11 protein-coding genes are annotated in these 13,527 nt (G+C 73.6%); 8 read left to right on the top strand and 3 right to left on the bottom strand.

Annotated features, from left to right (window positions below):
* Positions 1-76 precede the first annotated feature (76 nt).
* Positions 77-2,818 (bottom strand): ATP-binding protein, encoded by a 2,742-nt coding sequence (locus FHU30_RS00280; RefSeq protein ID WP_253869887.1) that lies wholly within the window; start codon positions 2,816-2,818, stop codon positions 77-79.
* Between the two features lie 447 nt (positions 2,819-3,265).
* On the opposite strand from FHU30_RS00280, the gene FHU30_RS00275 reads away from it, so the two are divergent.
* From FHU30_RS00275 to FHU30_RS00250, 6 genes are all read left to right on the top strand, one after another.
* Positions 3,266-4,417 carry an EfeM/EfeO family lipoprotein gene (locus FHU30_RS00275; protein WP_253869884.1) on the top strand — a complete coding sequence of 384 codons (1,152 nt, stop codon included), beginning with the start codon at positions 3,266-3,268 and terminating at the stop codon, positions 4,415-4,417.
* Positions 4,414-4,608, top strand: coding sequence for a hypothetical protein (locus tag FHU30_RS00270; RefSeq protein WP_253869880.1), 195 nt, complete (start codon positions 4,414-4,416; stop codon positions 4,606-4,608). Before FHU30_RS00275 ends, FHU30_RS00270 begins: the two co-directional genes overlap by 4 nt.
* A 50-nt stretch (positions 4,609-4,658) precedes the next feature.
* Entirely contained in the window at positions 4,659-5,774 is a 1,116-nt protein-coding gene (locus tag FHU30_RS00265; RefSeq protein ID WP_253869878.1) for a Dyp-type peroxidase, read from the top strand.
* A 224-nt stretch (positions 5,775-5,998) separates the two neighbouring features.
* The gene (locus FHU30_RS00260; RefSeq protein ID WP_253869875.1) at positions 5,999-7,627 is read left to right on the top strand and encodes a phospholipase C; all 1,629 of its coding nucleotides are present in this window, start codon (positions 5,999-6,001) and stop codon (positions 7,625-7,627) included.
* A gap of 274 nt (positions 7,628-7,901) precedes the next feature.
* Positions 7,902-8,291, top strand: a complete 390-nt coding sequence (locus FHU30_RS00255; protein WP_253869872.1) for a phage holin family protein — start codon at positions 7,902-7,904, stop codon at positions 8,289-8,291.
* 54 nt (positions 8,292-8,345) lie between these two features.
* Positions 8,346-10,118, top strand: coding sequence for a DUF2207 domain-containing protein (locus tag FHU30_RS00250; RefSeq protein WP_253869869.1), 1,773 nt, complete (start codon positions 8,346-8,348; stop codon positions 10,116-10,118).
* A 148-nt stretch (positions 10,119-10,266) separates the two neighbouring features.
* On the opposite strand, the gene FHU30_RS00245 is transcribed toward FHU30_RS00250, so the two are convergent.
* On the bottom strand, positions 10,267-10,827 hold the full coding sequence (locus tag FHU30_RS00245; RefSeq protein ID WP_253869866.1) for a GlcG/HbpS family heme-binding protein: 561 nt from the start codon (positions 10,825-10,827) through the stop codon (positions 10,267-10,269).
* Positions 10,828-10,991: 164 nt separating this feature from the next.
* Here FHU30_RS00245 and FHU30_RS46820 point away from each other — a divergent pair, with 164 nt between their 5' ends.
* Both FHU30_RS46820 and FHU30_RS00235 read left to right on the top strand, forming a co-directional pair.
* On the top strand, positions 10,992-12,158 hold the full coding sequence (locus tag FHU30_RS46820) for a sensor histidine kinase (RefSeq protein WP_253869864.1): 1,167 nt from the start codon (positions 10,992-10,994) through the stop codon (positions 12,156-12,158).
* Between the two features lie 59 nt (positions 12,159-12,217).
* Positions 12,218-12,862: a response regulator gene (locus FHU30_RS00235; RefSeq protein WP_372503840.1), complete on the top strand. Its 645-nt coding sequence runs from the start codon at positions 12,218-12,220 to the stop codon at positions 12,860-12,862.
* 14 nt (positions 12,863-12,876) lie between these two features.
* Here FHU30_RS00235 and FHU30_RS46815 read toward each other — a convergent pair whose 3' ends face one another.
* Positions 12,877-13,494: a restriction endonuclease gene (locus tag FHU30_RS46815; protein ID WP_253869862.1), complete on the bottom strand. Its 618-nt coding sequence runs from the start codon at positions 13,492-13,494 to the stop codon at positions 12,877-12,879.
* Positions 13,495-13,527: the final 33 nt, after the last annotated feature.

Below are 13,527 nucleotides of genomic sequence, written 5' to 3'. Positions count from 1 at the left end.
CCGCCCCTGCCTCCAATCTGTTGTGCCGGGCGGAACAGGGGCAGTCCGCCGTGCGGGGGCCGGGACGCGGGGACGGTCATGACCGCCCCGGATCCCGCTCCGGAGCCGTGCCGTCAGGCGGGGTGGACGACACGCCGTCCCCGGACGCAAGAGAACCGTCCGAAACACCTGGCCCGGACGCACCGGATTCGGACGCACCAGACTCGGACGCAACTGAGCCGGACACAGCCGAGTGGGACGCGCTGAAGTCGGACGCAACCGAGTCAGGCGCAACTGAGTTGGGCGCAACCGAGTCGGCCGCTGCGGATTCGGACTCTGCGGAGTCGGATTCGGGGGAGTCGGAGGCGAGGGGGCTCTCCGGCGCGGTGGCGTCAGATGCGGCGACGTGGGCGCCGTCCAGCTCGCTCGTGCTGGTCGTGTCGATCTCGGCGGCCGTCTGGGCACCGGTTCCGGCGACAGGCTCGACTTCTGCCGCAGCGTCCGCCTCGGCCTCCGTTGCCACGTTCACCCCGGCCTGCGCCGGAACGTCCGCCTCGATCTGCGTTGGAACGTCCGCCTCAGCGCGCGTTGGAACGTCCGCCTTGGCGTCCTCGGTCGCGGGGTCGGCGTATGCGGTCGTCGTGCCGCCGGATGCCGACGGGGTGGGGATGCCGCCGGTGTCGCGGGCGACCGTCCGAGGCCCGCCGGTCGCCGACCGGAAGGCGGCGAACCGCGCGCCGGGCGCGGGCCGGTTCTCGTCGTCCCGTCCCACGGCCTGCGCGATCGGGTCCGGCGACGCCGCGAGCGTCGCACCGCGCCGCCGCTGCGGCAGTTCGAACCCGTCGTCCTCGTCGCCGTCCTCCAAAGGCCCGCCACTCCCCGCGCCATCCGCGCTGTTCGCGCCTCGCGTCAGGGCGCTCTCCGCGCCGTCCGCGCCTAGCGCAGGGCCGCTTTCCGCGCTGTCCGCGCCTTGCGTCGGGTAGCTTCCTGCGCCGTCCGCGCCGTCCGCGCCGTCCGCGCCGGGCGCCAGGCCGGCGCTGTCCGCGCCTTGCGTTAGGCCCGCTCCCTCTGCGCCTCGCGCTGGGCCCGCGCCGTTCTCGCCACGCGCCGGGTCGCTTCCCGTGCCGTCCGCGCCTCGGGGCGGGCGGCTTCCTGCGCCTTCCGCGGCCAGCGGGTCGTTCGTCGGCGTGCCGTTCGTGGCTTGGGGCAGGGCGCTTTCCGTGCCTCCGGGGACTGCGCTTCGCGCGCTGTCCGTGTCTTGCGTGAGGGCGCTTCGGGCGGTGTTCGTGGCTGGGGGCTGGCTGCTGCCGGTGCGGGTGTCGTTGCGGGGGGAGGTGGGGGGCGTCGTTGAGGCGGAGGAGATGAAGGCTTCGTCGTCGTCGGTCCAGGGGGCACCGTAGGCGGACGCGGTGGGGGTGGAGGGGGCGGCGCCGTCGGAGGCCGCGTCGAAGAGGAGTTCGCCCGGGGTGAGGGGAGTGGTCTCCGGGGAGGGGAGGCCGGTGCCCGCGAGGGGCGGGCGGGACGAGCCGTCCCACGGCTCGCGCAGTTCGGGCGGCAGGAGGTCCTGGCGGGGCTGGGTGACCAGCTGGCGGGGGATCAGCACGATCGCGGCGGTGCCGCCGCGCGAGGACGGGCGGAAGCTGATCCGCAGGCCGTGCTTGGCGGCGAGGCGGCCGACGACGGCGAGGCCGAGCCGGGTGCCGGGCAGCGCGGTCAGGTCGGACGGCTCGTTCACCAGCCGCTCGGCGCGGGCGCGCTCGCGCTGCCGCATGCCGAGGCCGCTGTCCTCGATGGTGACGACGATCCCGGCGTCCTCCTCCTCGACGTACACGTGCACGTCGGTGTTGGCGGCGGAGAACGAGGCGGCGTTGTCCATCAGCTCGGCGAGGCAGTGCATGACGCCCTCGGCGGCGTACCCGGCGATGGCGGAGCCGGTGGTGAAGTGCAGCTTGACGCGGCGGTAGTCGTGGATCCGGCCCATCGCGCCGCGCAGGATCGACTCCATCACGATCGGCTTGGTCCAGCGGCGGCCGGAGCGGCCGCCGGCGAGCAGCGCGATCGAGTCGGCGATGCGTCCGGCCTGGGACACCTCGTGGTCGATGTCGAGCAGGTCGTGGAAGACCGGGTCGTCGCCGTAGCGGTGCTCCAGGTCGCGCAGGTCGCCGAGCAGCCGGGTGCAGGCGGCCTGGATGCGCGCGGCGGCGTTCGCGCAGGACATCATCGCGGCGGCGCTGCCGCGCTCCCCGGTGGCCAGGTCGGTGACGACGCGGGTGAGCAGCCGGCGCAGCAGCGGGTTGTCGGGCTCGCCGACCTCCGGCAGGACGGTCTCGGGCCCGACCCGGTCGCGGCGGATCCGCTCGACGATCACCGGCATGGCCTCGTCGATGATCCGGTCGACCTCCTTCTCCAGCCCGTCCAGGACGGCCTGCGCGGACGAGGCGTCGCGGCGCCGGGCCGAGCCGTCCTGCGCGACGAGCCGGAGGACGCGCCGCAGCCCCGGGTCGGCCGGCGGCAGGATCTCGCCGAGCACGGCCTCGGCGGGCGCGCCCGCGGCGACCCGGTGCAGCAGCGCGGGCATCGTGGAGTCGGCGACCTCGGCGATCTGCCGTTCGAGCGAGGCCGCGCCGCCGGTCTCGGCCCGCGCGGCGTCCCAGGCGCGGCGGGCGAGCGCGGCGTAGTAGGCGGCGACGGCGAGCGTCACGCAGAGTGCCAGGGCCGCGCCGCCGCCCGCCCAGGCGACGACCGGCCGCAGGTCGTGCCCGGCCTTGAACACGCCGTACAGCCAGGCCGCGCCGAGCACGACGACGGCGACGAGCCACACCGCGAGAGCACGTTCCAACGGGGCGTGATCACCCCGGCGACCGGCGGGGACGGGTGCTGGCATGGAATCAGGTCCTCGGGGGGCGGGGTCAGGCGGACGTCGTGCGCGCGAACCGGCTCGTGCCGGCGCGCGGCGCGCCCGTCGCGGGACCGGTGCGGACGGCCCGCGGCGACGGCGCGTAGCGCGATCGGACACGTACCGTAGGATGCAACACCCCGATCGTGCGACACCGGATATTCGCAGAAAAAACCGCGCACGCCATGGGGCAGGACGTTAGATGATCACGGAACGGCGCGCGAACCCGGCCCCCACGCTGCGCATCCCGCCGCTCGCTCGCGGTCAGCACGCCCGCGGCCGTTCACCGGCCCGTCCGACCCCGTTCACCTGCGACAAGGCGAAGGCGCCGGCGCGTCCGACGGGGGCTACAGTGTGCCCGTTCGTCCGCTCGTCGATGGAGTTCCCCCGATGCGTCCCTGGATGCCGCTGGTAGGCGTCGCCGCCCTCGCCGCGGTCGCCGCGGCGGCCGTGGGCGGTGACCGGCTGCTGTCCTCCGGGCACGGCTCCGGGCCGTCCGGGACGGTCCTGGAGGCGTCGATCGGACGCTGCGGCAGGGGCTGGTCCGGGCCGCACGCGGGTCCGCAGACGCTGCTCGTCCGCAACAGCGGCAGCGCGATCGCCGAGGTGATGCTCGTCGACCGCTCCGGCGCGGTGCACGGCGAGATCGAGGGGCTCGGGCCCGGCGTGACGCGGCCGATGCGGGTGACGCTCGGCGCGGGCGAGTACGCGCTGCGCTGCTCGGACGACAGTTCGGGCGACCCGCGCACCGGCCCGCTCGTGCGGATCGCCGGCGGCGGTCCCGGGGGTCCGGCCGTCCGCGCGGTGGACGGGAACGAGCTGGCGGGCGCGGTCACGTCCTACTGGACGAAGGTCACCGCCGGTGTCGGACGGCTCGCCGGGCTGACCGGCACGCTGCGTTCCGCCGTGGCGTCCGGCGACGTCGGGGAGGCGCGCCGCGCCTGGCTGCCCGCGCACCTCGCCTACGAGCGGCTCGGCGCGGCCTACGGCACGTTCGGCGACTTCGACGACAAGATCAACGGACGTCCGGACGGGCTGCCCGGCGGCGTCCACGACCCGGACTGGACGGGCTTCCACCGCCTCGAATACGGCCTGTGGCACGGCGAGGGCGCGTCCTCGCTCGGCCGCGTCGCCGACCGCCTCGACAAGGACGTCCGCGACCTCCAGGCCGACCTGCCCCGGCAGCGCATCGACCCGGCCGACCTTCCGTTGCGCGCGCACGAGATCCTCGAAGGGACGCTCCGGTTCGAGCTGACCGGCGCGTCCGACGAGGGCTCCGGCACGTCGTTGCAGACGGCGGCGGCGAACGTCGAGGGGACGCGGCTCGTGCTCGACGCCCTGCGCCCCGTCCTGCGCGACCGCTACCCGGCGCTGCCCCAGGTGGACGCCTGGCTCGACCGCCTCGACGCCCAGCTCAAGGGCCGCTCGTCGCTCTCGGACCTGTCCCCACCTGACCGCCGCCGCCTCAACGGCACGACCGGCCAGGCACTCGAACTACTCGCCCCGATCGCCGAGATCGCCGCCCCCCGCCGCACCTCATGAACCACACGTACACCAACCACGCCCTGAGCTGGACGAACGCCGAGCACGGCCCGGACCGCACGCACGACAAGGACGGCCTGAGCCGCACGCGCGCCGAGCATGGTCTGGGCTGCTCGCGTGGCGCGAACCGTACGCATGACGAGCACGGCGCCTGGGTGTTCGGCGACGGCTCTACCGGGAGGGTGAAGTGACGGATCGGCGATCGTTCTTGCGGGGGGCGCTTGCGGCCGGGGTTGGCGGGGTGGCCGCGGCGTCGGTGTCCGGTGCGGCCGCGTCGGAGGCGTCCGCCAGGCCGTTGCGCGGGTTCCACGGGGCGCACCAGGCGGGCATCGAGGAGGCGCCGCTGCCGCGCACGACGGTCGTCTCGTTCGACGTCATCGCGCGGAACCGCGCCGAGCTGACCGACCTGATGCGGACGATCACCGACCGGGCGCGGGTCCTGACCGCGGGCGGGGTCCCGGACGGCGCGGGCATCTCCGGGCCGCCGACCGACTCCGGGATGCTCGGGCCCGAGGTGCCCGGCGGGAACCTGCTGGTCACGGTGGGTGTCGGCGCGTCCCTGTTCGACGGGCGCTTCGGCCTCGCCGCGCGCCGTCCGGACCGGCTGACCGCGATGCCGACCTTCCCGAACGACGCGCTCGACCCGGCCTGGTGCCACGGCGACCTCAGCCTCCAGCTGTCCGCGCGCGACGAGGACACCGTGCTGCACGCGCTGCGCGACATCGCCCGGCACACGCGCGGCGCGGCGCAGATCCGCTGGCGGATGGACGGGTTCGTCAGCCCGCCCAGGCCGTCCGGAACGCCGCGCAACCTGCTCGGCTTCCGGGACGGCACCGCCAACCCCGCCCCCGCCGACCTCGGCAAGCTCGTCTGGACGCCGGACGGCGGCAGCTTCCTGGTCGTCCGCCTGATCCGGATGCTGGTGGAGTTCTGGGACCGGATCGGCATCAGCGAGCAGGAGCAGCTCATCGGCCGCGCCCGCGACTCCGGCGCGCCGCTGGACGGCGACCGCGAGTTCGACGAGCCGAAGTTCGCGGCCGACCCGATCGGCAAGGTCATCCCCCTGACCAGCCACATCCGGCTGGCGAACCCGCGCACCCCGCAGACCGCCGGCAACCGCATCCTGCGCCGCGGCTTCAACTACGACCGCGGTGTGGACGCGGCGGGCGACCTCGACCTGGGCCTGATCTTCACCTGCTACCAGCGCGACATCCCGTCCCAGTTCGAGGCCGTCCAGCACCGGCTGAAGGACGAGCCGCTCGTGGACTACATCCGCCCGTTCGGCGGCGGCTACTTCCTCGTCCTGCCCGGCGTCCGCGACGCCAAGGACTACCTCGGCCGCGCCCTGCTCTCCTGATCCCGAGGCGGGGTTCCGCGGGGAAAGACCGCTTGGCTAATTAACCTTTCGCTAACCTTTCTAACCCGATCATCCAGCGGATCTCTGCTGGTCATCTGGCTGTTACCTGGGGCCCTTGAGTTCGTCGCCGCGCGCTGGTGGGATACCGCCCGAGATCAATCCGGAGACCGGCGCGGCCACGGGAACGAAAGGCCGGCCGCCGCGATCCGCTCAGGAGGCAAAGAATGACCCCCGGGAACTGGACCAGGCGGCGCCCCGCCCTGGTCGCTTCGGTCGCGGCGGGCGTGCTCGCGCTCGCCACCGCCGCGGGCTGCGGCACGGCCACGGGCCGGGGCACGGCCCTGACCGCGGCCGAGACCTTCACCGACGCGTCCCACGCGCGCACCAAGACCCCCATCAAGCACGTGGTCGTGCTGTTCGACGAGAACAACTCGTTCGACCACTACTTCGGCACCTACCCGAAGGCCGCGAACACCGACGGCACCAAGTTCACCGCCGCGCGGAAGACGCCGAAGGTGAACGGCCTCAGCAAGAACCTGCTCACGCACAACCCGAACCAGTACAACCCGAAGCGGCTGACGCCCAAGCAGGCGCTCACCTGCGACCAGGACCACACGTACGGGCACGAGCAGAAGGCCGTCAACGGCGGCAAGATGGACCAGTTCGTCCAGGCCACCGAGAAGGACAAGTGCACCGGCCAGCCGGTGCTGTTCGGCGAGCCCGGCCTGGTCATGGACTACTACGACGGCAACACCGTCACCGGGCTGTGGAACTACGCGCAGCACTACGCCATGAGCGACAACTCGTGGGACACGGTGTTCGGCCCGTCCACTCCCGGCGCGCTCAACCTGGTCTCCGGGCAGACGCACGGCGGCTACGCCGTGGACGCCAAGACCCACCAGAAGGTCAGCGACTCCTACGCGATCCAGTCGCCGGACAAGAACGGCGTCGGGACGGTCATCAACGACCCGCAGCCGGCCTTCGACGACTGCTCGGCCAAGAACCACACGGCGACCAACAACCTCGCCGTGATGACCGGCCCGAACGTCGGCGACCTGCTGAACCGCAAGAAGGTCACCTGGGGCTGGTTCCAGGGCGGCTTCAAGCCGACCGGCAAGAACGGCTCCTACGCGGCCTGCGACGCGTCGCACCCGAACGTCGGCGGCATCTCGTCCACCGACTACATCCCGCACCACGAGCCGTTCCAGTACTACAAGTCGACGGCCAACGAGAAGCACCTGCCGCCGTCCTCGGTCGCGAAGATCGGCCACCAGGACCAGGCGAACCACCAGTACGACATCTCCGACTTCGACGCCGCGCTCAAGGCCGGCCACCTGCCGGCTGTGAGCTTCCTCAAGGCGGGCGCCTACCAGGACGGCCACGCGGGCTACTCCGACCCGCTGGACGAGCAGCAGTTCCTGGTGAAGTACATCAACGCCATCCAGAAGTCGAAGTTCTGGAAGGACACCGCGATCGTCGTGGCCTACGACGACTCCGACGGCTGGTACGACCACCAGAAGCCGACCATCCTGACCGGCTCCAAGGACGCGTCGGTGGACGACTCCAAGCTGTGCGGCACGGCCCGCGTCGCGGGCGGCTACGCCGACCGCTGCGGCCCGTCCCAGCGCCTGCCGCTGCTGGTGATCTCGCCCTACAGCAAGGTCAACCACGTCGACCACTCCTACAGCGAGCAGACCTCGGTGCTGAAGTTCATCGAGGACAACTGGGGTCTCGGCCGGATCGGCGACCACTCCTTCGACACGCGCTCGAACGGCCTCGGCGGCCTGTTCGACTTCCGTCACCCGCGGGCCGGGAAGCTGTTCCTCGACCCGAAGACGGGCGCCCGCGCCTGAACGCCCCGGTCCGGGCGCGGCTTGAAGCACCGCGCCTGAACCGATCGGCAGCGGTGGCCTGATGGACCGCCCTCGCCGTCCGCCTCCCCGGACGCCGAGGGCGGTCGCATGCCCGGCCACCACCCGCCTTCCCGGAGGCCGAGGGCGGGTCGCATGTCCGGCCCCCGCCCGCCTTCCCGGACGCTGAGGGCGGTCGCGTGCCCGGTCACCGCTCGCCTTCCCGGACGCCGAAGGTGGTCGCATTTTCCGGTGTTTTTCGGGTATCGGACGCGGCATGAGCCGCCAACCGAAGGTCGCGGGTCATGGGGCCGTCGCCTCCGGGCCGCTGGCCGAGAACGTCGAACTCGTCCAGCTCGTCATGGACTCCGCGCAGCGCGAGATGGCGGGCAAGGCGCGCCTCCGCCTGCCCGCCCTCCGCCTCGGCGCGGTGGCGGGACTGCTTGGCGCGTGCGCGACCGCCGCGTCCTACCGAGCGAGCCTCCAGCTGCTCGAACGCAAGCTGCCGCCCGAGATCGCGTCGCTGATCGCCGCTGCCGTGTACGGAGGCGGCGCGACGGGCGCCGCCGTCCTCGCCGCACAGCGCTGGCGCGGCCACCCGCTCCCGCTTCCCACCGAGACCGCACACCAGGTCGTCGAGGTCATCGCCGACCAGGCGTCCGACTAGCGCCACATCAGCGCGGATTGGAACCGGCACGGAAGTCTGGTAGGTCCAATCGTCATGCGCTGGTTCCCCCTCTGCGTCGTGGCCGGACTGGCCGTCCTCGCCGCATCCGCTCCCGCCGACGCCGCACCCGCTCCCGCACTCGCCGCGCCCGCGCCCGCACACGCCGCCGCGCCCTCCGCTGAGCACATCAGCTCCTACGCGGTCACTCTGGACCTCGGCGCGGACGGGCTGCTGCGCGTGCACGAGGAGATCGCGTACGACTTCGGGGACGCGTCCGGAAAGCACGGCATCGACCGGGTCATCCCCACGAACCGGATCGAGATCGAGCATGTGCGCGCCACCAGCACCGACGGTCCCGCCCCGAGCCAGGTCACGCGGAAGGGCAACGAGCTGGACGTCCGGATCGGCGATCCGTCGAGGACGGTGACCGGGCAGCGGCACTACACGATCGACTACGACGTCCGGCACGCCGTCGCGTCCGACAAGCTGAGCTGGAACGCGATCGGCGGCGAGTGGACGGTCCCGATCGACGTCGCGACCGTCCGGCTCAAGGGCCCGGCCGCGTTCACGTCGCTGGAGTGCCTCGCGGGCCCGGCGCTCGGGATGCAACCCTGCAAGGGCGCGTGGAACACCGGCGGCGGGAACGCGGCGTTCGGCCAGAACCTCGGCGCCGGGCAGGGCATGCTGATCCGCGCGAAATTCCCTTCCGGTACGGTCCGGAACCAGCGTCCCGGCCCGTTCCCGGTGCACCTCGGCGTGCCGGGACTTTCCGCATTCGCGTTCGTTCTGCTGGCCGTGCTCGCGGCCGTCGGGACGCGCTGGCTCGACCGGCGGCGTCGCCGCAGGCTGCCCGCCACGCTCCCGCGCGAGGTCGTGCCCCCGGCCGAGGTGGCGAGCGTCCCGAACGGCCACACCCCGCCGGACGTGCTGGCGGTCGTCGCGCTCGACCTGGCCGTCCGGGGATACCTGCGGATCGCCGACAACGGCAAACGCGTCACCCTCACCTGCGGCGACCAGGATCCGAGCGACCTGTCCGGCTACGAAGCGGCCTTCCTCAAACAGCTGCTCAACGGCCGGGACCGTGCCGAACCCGGGCAGGACGAGCGGGAGCGGCTCAAGCGCATCGAGCACGCCATCCGCCGGTCGGTCGGCCAACGCCGGGACCCCTACCTGCGCAAACGGACGGCCCGCCTCGGCACGTGGTTCCTCGCGGCGGGCTGGGGCGTCAGCGTCGCCGGTGCCGTCGTGCTCCTGCACGGCCTGGGAAGGGACGGCGGTTTCGGCGACGAGGCGGCGATCGGGACGTCGCTGATCGTCCTCGCCTTCGCGGCGGGGCTGCTGCGCCCGGAGAACAACCCCTACACGCGGCGCGGCCAGGACATGAGCGTCCGCTACCAGCATTACGTCGACGCGCTCCCCGCCGAACGCGACAAGACCGAGGCGGAGGAGCACCTCCCGTATGCCGCGGCGATGGCCGACTTCGCCTGGATGCAGCACTTCATCCGCGCCCACCGGGCGCGCGGCTCGCTGCCGTCCTGGTACTCCTACACCGGCAAGAAGGACGACGCCGAGGCCGAGCGCCGGTTCTACTCCCTCGCCTTCATGTTCGCGGGGCCCGACGGGCTGAAGCGCGTGCCCAAGCGCGTCGCCCCCGTCCGGCGCCGGAAGGGCCGCCGTCCACGCAGGACGCGCTCGTCGATCGGCGGTTTCGGCGGCTACGGCCACACCGGCGGCGACGCGGGCGGCTTCGCTGGAGGCGGGTTCGGCGGCGGTGGCGGCCACGGCGGAGGCGGCGGGGACGGCGGCGGAGGCGGCGGCTCCTGGTAAAGCCCGGCAAGCCGGGCAAAAAGGAACCGGCCCGTGGCCGGGGAAGCCACGAGCCGGTTCGGGCCCACAGGGGAAGGCCCAGGAGGATGGTCCGTGAGGACGCGCGCTGAAGGGGCCGCCCGGAAGGGGCGTCCAAAGGATGCGCGCGTCAGCCGAGCTGGTTCGCGATGGCGTTCAGGCCGGCCTGCGCGATGGACTCGTCGATCGAGCCCTGCGGGGCGCCGCCGACGCCGATGCCCGCGATCGGGGCGCCGCCGGACGCGACCGGGACGCCGCCCGCGAGGAACAGCGTGTTCGGGATGTCCCGGACGGACGGCCCGTTGCCACCGGCGTTCGCGGCGAGCTTGGAAGTCGGCTGCCCCCACGCGACGGCGGTGTAGGCCTTGCGCTTGGCCGACTCGACGGTCTGCGGGCCGGCGCCGTCGCCCTTGACGACCAGCTTCAGGTCGCCGGAGCGGTCCACGATCGCGATGGCGACGCGCTGGTGCTGCTTGGCGGCCTCCTTCTGCGCGGCGTCGGCGACCTTCATCGCGGCGTCCGCGGTGAGCACGCGGGTCTGGCTCACGGCGCTCGGGGCGCTCGGGGCCTTCGCCGGGCCGGACGGGGCGGCGGCGGACGCGGTCGCCGCGGACATCGCCACGGCGCCGCCGACCAGGGCGACGCCCGCCGTCATACCGACCAGGGTCTTGACGTTCTTGATGCTCTTCATGGTGGTGAATCCCTTCCGTCTGCGGTGCTTCCAACTCTGGTCCGGGGGCGCGCCGCTTCCATCGCAAGGACGGTTGGGACCGACATCAACCGAACGATGGATGCCCGGTGGGCTGCGCTGAGCTTCGCTCCGAGTACCGTTCGTGAGCAGGGGAGGAGGGCCTTGTGATCAGCACGGAACCGGCGGACGCCGAGGCGACCGGGCCGCTGACCGGCGCGGCGCGGGTGGCGCGCTCGGCCGAGTCGCGGATCGACCTGGCCATGCACGTGGCGTTCTTCCTGCTGCTCGCGGCGTCCGCGTCCCGGTTCGTGACCCGGCACGGGGTGCACGAGAGCATGTGGCCGAAGCTCGTGCTCTGCGGCGTGCTCGTCCTGCTCTACGTTGCCGGGACGGTCCTGTGGGACCGGCTCGGCCACCGCGGCCTGCTGGTCTGGCTGGTCGTCGTCATGGCCGTCTGGCTGTCGCTGGTGGTGCTCGCGCCGAGCTTCGCCTGGTGCTCGCCGCCGCTGTACTTCGCCGCGCTGCGCCTGCTGACCCGCCGGACGGCCGTGCTCGGCGCGGTCGTGGTCACGGTCGCGGTGGTGTTCTCCCAGCTCAGGCTGGCCCCGACGGTCGACCTCAGCCTCGTGCTCGCGCCCGTCGCGGTGTCGGCGATGATCCTGGTGATCTTCCTGGAGTTCAACCGGATGGCCGGCGCCCTCGCCGAGACGCAGCGCACCGCCGGGATCCTCGGCGAGCGGCAGCGGCTCTCCCGGGAGATCCACGACACCCTCGCGCAGGGCCTGACCAGCATGGGGATGCTCCTGCAGGCCGCCGACCGGTCGTTCGAGACCGACCCGGCGTCCGCCCGCGAGCTGGTCCGGCGGGCGGCGGGGGAGGCGGCCGGGAACCTGGACGAGGCGCGCCGGTTCGTCCGCGCGCTCGCGCCGTCCGACCTCGCCGCCGGGTCGCTGCCGCACGCGCTGCGCTCGCTCGCCGACCGGGAGGGCGCGGTGCTGCGGATCGAGGGCCACGAGTACCCGCTCGCCGCCGAGGAGCAGGCCGCGCTGCACCGGGTCGCGCAGGCCGCGCTCGCCAACGCCCGCGAGCACGCCGGCGCGGACACCATCGTGATCACCCTGTCCTACCTGGACGGCGAGGTCGCGCTGGACGTCGCCGACGACGGCCGCGGCTTCGACCCGTCCGCGCCCCGGGCCGCCGCCCCGGACCGCGGCTACGGCCTGCCCGCCATGCGGGACCGGGTCGTCCCGCTCGGCGGCACCCTCGTCGTCGAGAGCGAACCCGGCGAGGGCACCGTCGTCGCCGCCCGCCTGCCCAGGAGCCGCCCGTGAGCGCCGAGGAGCCGCCCGTGAGCGCCGAGGAGCCGCCCGTGAGCGCCGAGGAGCCGCCCGTGAGCGCCGAGGAGCCGATCCGCGTGCTGATCGCCGACGACCACCCGGTCGTCCGGGCCGGGCTGCGCGCCCTGCTCTCCGGCGAGGACGCCATCGAGGTCGCCGGCGAGGCCGGGACGGGCGAGGAGGCCGTCCGGCAGGCGGGCCTGCTGCGCCCCGACCTGGTCCTGATGGACCTGCGGCTCGGCGAGGGCATCGACGGCGTGGAGGCCACCCGCCGCGTCCTCGCCCTGCCGGACCCGCCGCGCGTCCTCGTGCTGACCACCTACGACTCCGACGCCGACATCGCCCGCGCGCTGGACGTCGGCGCGTCCGGCTACCTGCTCAAGGCGGGCCCGCCGGACGAGCTGTTCCAGGGCGTCCGGACGGCGGCCCGCGGCGAGACCGCGCTGTCCCCGGCCGTCGCGACCCGCCTGGTCAACCGCGTCCGCGACCCGGCCCCGGCGCTCAGCCCCCGCGAGGTCGAGATCCTCGAACACCTCGCGCAGGGCATGTCGAACCGCCAGATCGCCCGCGCGCTGTTCATCAGCGAGGCCACGGTCAAGACCCACCTGGTGCACATCTTCGGCAAGCTGGGCGTCGACTCCCGCACGGCCGCCGTCCGCGCCGCCGCCGACCGCCGCCTGATCCGCATGTCCGAGTAGGCGAACGGGCGGCGCTAGAACGCGAGGGGCTCGCCGTCCATCCAACGGGCGAGGTCGTCCCGGTCGACCAGGACCAGGCGTCCGCGCGCCTCGTCCCTGGCCTGCGCGGTGAAGTGGTTGTTGGTGACCAGCACCCCGACGCGTCCCGCGTAGGTGGAGTGCACCGCGCCGATCAGGTTGCGGACGCGGTCGGCGGTCACCGCGCGCGCCTGCCGCTTGCACTGGACGGCCAGCTCCCGCCCGTCCGGGGCGAGCGCGAGCACGTCCACACCCCGGTCGCCCGCCCGCCCCACGACCTCGACGCGCCGGAAGTCGTCCCGCTCCAGCAGCCGCGCCGTGAGCTCCTCGAACTGGTCGCCGGACATCACGTCCACCCGTTCGAGCCGCGCGAGCCCGCGCAGCTCCGCCGCCCGCTCCCGCTCGACGCGCCGCCGGTTCGTCACCGTGAGGAACGCGACGCCCGAGACCAGCGCCGCGACGACGAGCAGCCCCAGGACCTCCCGCCAGTAGAACCACACCAGGAAGCCCAGCGCCGGAACCGCGACCCCGGCGGCCAGCCCGCCGAGAGCGACCCCGACGATCCCGACGGACCGTCGTCCAGCAGCGGATTCGGCAGGCAGCGGAGCATCCACAGGCAACCTCCGGGGGTGAGCGGCCTGCCGCCA

Origin of the sequence: Actinomadura rupiterrae (assembly GCF_024172125.1) — a bacterium.
Classification (GTDB): Bacteria; Actinomycetota; Actinomycetes; order Streptosporangiales; family Streptosporangiaceae; genus Spirillospora; species Spirillospora rupiterrae.
Note: the sequence above shows the minus strand (reverse complement) of the source record. Positions and strands in the feature narration are given on the sequence as shown.